The sequence below is a fragment of the Aurantimonas sp. A2-1-M11 genome, from assembly GCF_036549475.1.
Lineage (GTDB): Bacteria > Pseudomonadota > Alphaproteobacteria > Rhizobiales > Rhizobiaceae > Aurantimonas.
This window is the reverse complement of record NZ_JAZHLI010000147.1, coordinates 1-3,707: the sequence shown is the minus strand read 5'-3', so window position 1 is coordinate 3,707 and position 3,707 is coordinate 1. Positions and strand designations below refer to the sequence as shown.

Below are 3,707 nucleotides of genomic sequence, written 5' to 3'. Positions count from 1 at the left end.
ATCCGTATCCCGTTCGAACATCGCGCCCTCCAATCCAGGGAAAGGGCGCCAGACTCGCAGACCGGGGAAGCCATCGAAAGCGTAAAGCCAATGGGGCTCAGGCCGCGCTTACGTAACACTCCCGTTGATGGCCTCATGGCGACAAGTCGCGAGATGCGAGCGCCGGGGCAATCCGACAAATCCGACCGTGTCAACAATTCCGTCGAGGTCGGCCTGACCTCCCGCTGCGGTAGGAAAACGGCGTTTCGTCCCAACCGGCCAACGACCGCAAGAGCGGCTGTAAAGGCCGTCGAATTACATAGCTTTCCGTTTGATTAAACCGTTGACACGCTATTTAGACGATGTAATTTACACCTGACGTTGGCAAAGCACCGCCTATTGGCGAGTGCTGCGTCGGCCAGGGGCGAGACTACTCATCAAAGGACCATTCAACAATGTCAAACATTGTTCGAATCCTATTGTATGCGATAGCGCCCGGCTAGAGAGCTTCCGTTTCTCCGTCAGCGTATCGCAATCTCGGATACGCAAAGGCGGGGTAAACAAAGATGAATACGTCACTTCATGATCAGGCGCACCTGGATCGACGCGAACTGGATTTCGCTGAAAGCAACGATCCGGACTCATCGAGCCTCAGCACGGCGGTGGCTGACCGCGGGCTTGAGCCTCCCACGTCGAAGAGATCAAAACGTACCTTGGTCGTGTTCGACAATAGAGCGCTCGATCGCGAGTGCTTCGTCCAAAGCCTCATCGCCCACGATGTCGGTATGACGGTACTCGCCTTCGGATCGATCAGTGACTGGCTTGGCCGGAAATCGGCCGATACATCGATCTCCGCGATCCTGCTGAACATTGGCGGCAGGGAGTTCGGCGAGGCTGCCGTTTCGGAGGAAATCAAGAAACTGTCCTCGGAATTCGCTTCGACGCCACTGGTCGTCCTGGCTGATAATGAGGATCTGTCTGCCATTCTGAAGGCGCTCGAGTATGGCGCCCGCGGCTTCATACCATCCTCCGTCGGCATGGGTGTCTGCGTTGAGGCCATCAAGCTGGCTATGGCCGGCGGCGTGTTCGTGCCTGCACAAGGCGTCCTTGCCATGCGGCAGCTGATCGAGGCCAAGAGCGAAGTCGCGCGGCCCTTGTCCGGCATGTTCACGCATCGCCAGGCGGAGGTCGTGCAGGCCTTGAGGCGCGGCAAGGCCAACAAGATCATTGCGTACGAATTGAATCTCAGGGAAAGCACCGTTAAAGTTCACATCAGAAACGTGATGAAGAAACTCAAGGCGACAAATCGGACGGAAGTGGCATATAAGCTCAACGAAATGTTTCCGATGGATATCGTTTCGCAAAAATAGACCATGTATTAGCATATTAATTTTTACCGCGACCCCTTGTGCCGCGTCATGGCAAGCTTTCTATTCGATCCCGTATCGGGATCTGATCGCAATCGGCTGCGCCGACAAGCTGTCGGTCGAGTGGAGTCATGGGTCGAATCCCGGATGAGGTGCACTGGCGGCGAGGCTTGCCGCTGCGACGGGCGAAATGAACGATGCGGCATACTCCGTCGAAGTGGGTAGACGCTTATTCAGGTTTCGCCATATCGCTGCACGTCTCCCTGACATTAGAATCGAGAAAGCGAAGGCAAGTTCGCCCGGGCAAGAAGAGAGGATTGGGGCCGGTGCGTTTCACGATCTCCGACAGGATGCGAAAGCAGGCGCACAGTGTCATTCCGGGTGGAAGTCACACCTATGCCAAGGGTGACGACCAGTACCCGAAGCTTTCGCCTGGGTTCATCGAGCGCGGGTCCGGGTGCCATGTCTGGGACGTCGACGGAAACGAGTTCATCGAATACGGGATGGGCAATCGCGCGGTCGGCTTGGGTCATGCCTACGCCCCGGTGGTGTTCGCGGCTAAAAAAGCTCTCGAACAGGGGTGCAACTTCACCCGTCCGGCAGGCATCGAGCTCGACTGCGCAGAGACGTTCCTTGCGTCTATTTCGGGCGCGGAGATGGTCAAGTTCTGCAAGGACGGATCGGATGCGACCTCCGCCGCGGTCCGGCTCGCCCGCGCCTATACGGGGCGCGACCTGATCGCTCTTTGCGCCGACCACCCGTTCTTTTCGACGGACGATTGGTTCATTGGAACGACGCCGGTGGATGCCGGCGTTCCTGAGACTACCAAGCGCCTCACCGTCACGTTCCGCTACGGCGACATCGAGCGTGCGACCAGCCTCTTTGCCGCCCATCCCGGCCGGATTGCCGCGCTGATTCTGGAGGCGGCGAGGGCGTCGGATCCGCCTCCGGGCTATCTTCCGGCGCTTCAGCGCCTCTGCCGTGCCAATGGCGCGCTCCTGATCCTCGACGAGATGATCACCGGGTTCCGCTGGCATGCCGGCGGGGCACAGCGGCTCTATGGGATCGTGCCAGACCTGTCGTGCTTCGGCAAAGCCATGGGGAACGGGTTCTCCGTGTCCGCGCTGGCCGGAAAGCAAGAATATATGCGGCTGGGCGGGCTCGATCATACGGACCGGCCGCGCGTCTTCCTGCTCTCGACGACACATGGCGCCGAAACGCATGCGCTGGCCGCAGCCATCGCAACGATGCGTATCTACCAGAGCGAGCCGGTGATCGAGCATCTCTACCGGCAAGGAGAGGCACTCCGGCGCGGCCTGGAGCAGGTGATCGGCAGGCACGGTCTCGATGAGTACGTCAGAATCGTCGGGCGGCCATCCTGTCTTGCCTATGAGACGCGCGATCGGGAGGGGAGCCCGTCCCAGGCCTTCCGTTCGCTGTTCCTGCAGGAGACTATCCGGCGGGGCGTCCTGATGCCCTCCCTGGTGGTCAGCTATTCGCACGCCAATCTGGACATCGAGCGCACGATCGAGGCGGTCGACGGCGCGCTGGAGGTCTATGCCCGAGCCCTTGACGAAGGGGTCGAGCGCTATCTCGTTGGACCGCCTTCGCAGATCGTCTATCGCAGATACAACGAGTTGCCGAAGCGGCCGGCATGCGTCAGCTCGACACCGCCTGAGGCGGCGGGCCTCATCCGATCGGCGTAAGCCTACGGCGCTTCTTGCAACCCGTAAGCCTTTGCTGGCTGGAACTCTGCCGCTGGATCGAGGCGCGGTTCGACAAGCATGTTCATCCCGCCAGCCTGTCGCGCATCCTGCGCCGTAACGGCTTTTCGCGCCAGAAAGCCCGGCCGACCCACCCTCAGAGCGATCCGGGGCGCCAGGCGCGCTNGACGTATTCTGATTCCTTGTGTGCGGGAGGATACGCACCATGGGAAGATCGGTTTCATCGGACTTGCGGCTTCGGATAGTTCGTGGTGTTGCGGCTGGCGAGACGCGGCGTGCGGCGGCGGCGCGGCTTGAGGTTGCGCCATCGACCGCGGTGAGAATTCAGGCCCGTTACGCTCGCACGGGTTCCGTGGAGCCGGCCAGGCAGGGTCGTCCTGCCGGATCTGGCAAGCTCGGGCCGCATCGGCTCGCCATCGTCGAGAAGGTGAAGGCCAGGCCCGACATCACCATGCCGGACCTCGCCGCCTGGCTGGAAGAGCTGCACGGCGTGACGGCCGATCCGTCCAGCCTTTCCAAGCTCATGCGCCAGGAAGGGTTCACCTATAAAAAAAACCCTGCTGGCATCGGAGAAAGAACGCCCGGACGTCAGGGCGGCGCGGCGTGAGTGGCGGGATCTGCGTCAACCCTTCATGCA

Annotated in this window: 4 protein-coding genes and 1 pseudogene; all 5 read left to right on the top strand. The window is 60.7% G+C overall.

Annotated features, from left to right (window positions below; genetic code table 11):
- Nucleotides 1–545: 545 nt before the first annotated feature.
- The 5 genes and pseudogenes from VQ042_RS24955 (at nucleotide 546) to VQ042_RS24945 (ending at nucleotide 3,677) form a co-directional block, all read left to right on the top strand.
- Nucleotides 546–1,349 carry a response regulator transcription factor gene (locus VQ042_RS24955; RefSeq protein WP_331822956.1) on the top strand — a complete coding sequence of 268 codons (804 nt, stop codon included), beginning with the start codon at nucleotides 546–548 and terminating at the stop codon, nucleotides 1,347–1,349.
- A 323-nt stretch (nucleotides 1,350–1,672) separates the two neighbouring features.
- Entirely contained in the window at nucleotides 1,673–3,052 is a 1,380-nt protein-coding gene (locus VQ042_RS24950) for a glutamate-1-semialdehyde 2,1-aminomutase (RefSeq protein WP_442880233.1), read from the top strand.
- A 14-nt stretch (nucleotides 3,053–3,066) separates the two neighbouring features.
- Nucleotides 3,067–3,315, top strand: coding sequence for a helix-turn-helix domain-containing protein (locus VQ042_RS26240; protein WP_442880232.1), 249 nt, complete (start codon nucleotides 3,067–3,069; stop codon nucleotides 3,313–3,315).
- A pseudogene (locus VQ042_RS26235) lies at nucleotides 3,276–3,407 on the top strand (helix-turn-helix domain-containing protein); the annotation flags it as partial. The gene VQ042_RS26240 and the pseudogene VQ042_RS26235, both read left to right, overlap by 40 nt.
- Before the next feature lie 114 nt (nucleotides 3,408–3,521).
- Nucleotides 3,522–3,677, top strand: coding sequence for a winged helix-turn-helix domain-containing protein (locus tag VQ042_RS24945; protein ID WP_331822954.1), 156 nt, complete (start codon nucleotides 3,522–3,524; stop codon nucleotides 3,675–3,677).
- Nucleotides 3,678–3,707: the final 30 nt, after the last annotated feature.

Coding starts and splice junctions, on each gene's coding strand:
- VQ042_RS24955 (WP_331822956.1), top strand. CDS start 546: ATGAATACGTCACTTCATGATCAGGCGCACCTGGATCGACGCGAACTG.
- VQ042_RS24945 (WP_331822954.1), top strand. CDS start 3,522: ATGCCGGACCTCGCCGCCTGGCTGGAAGAGCTGCACGGCGTGACGGCC.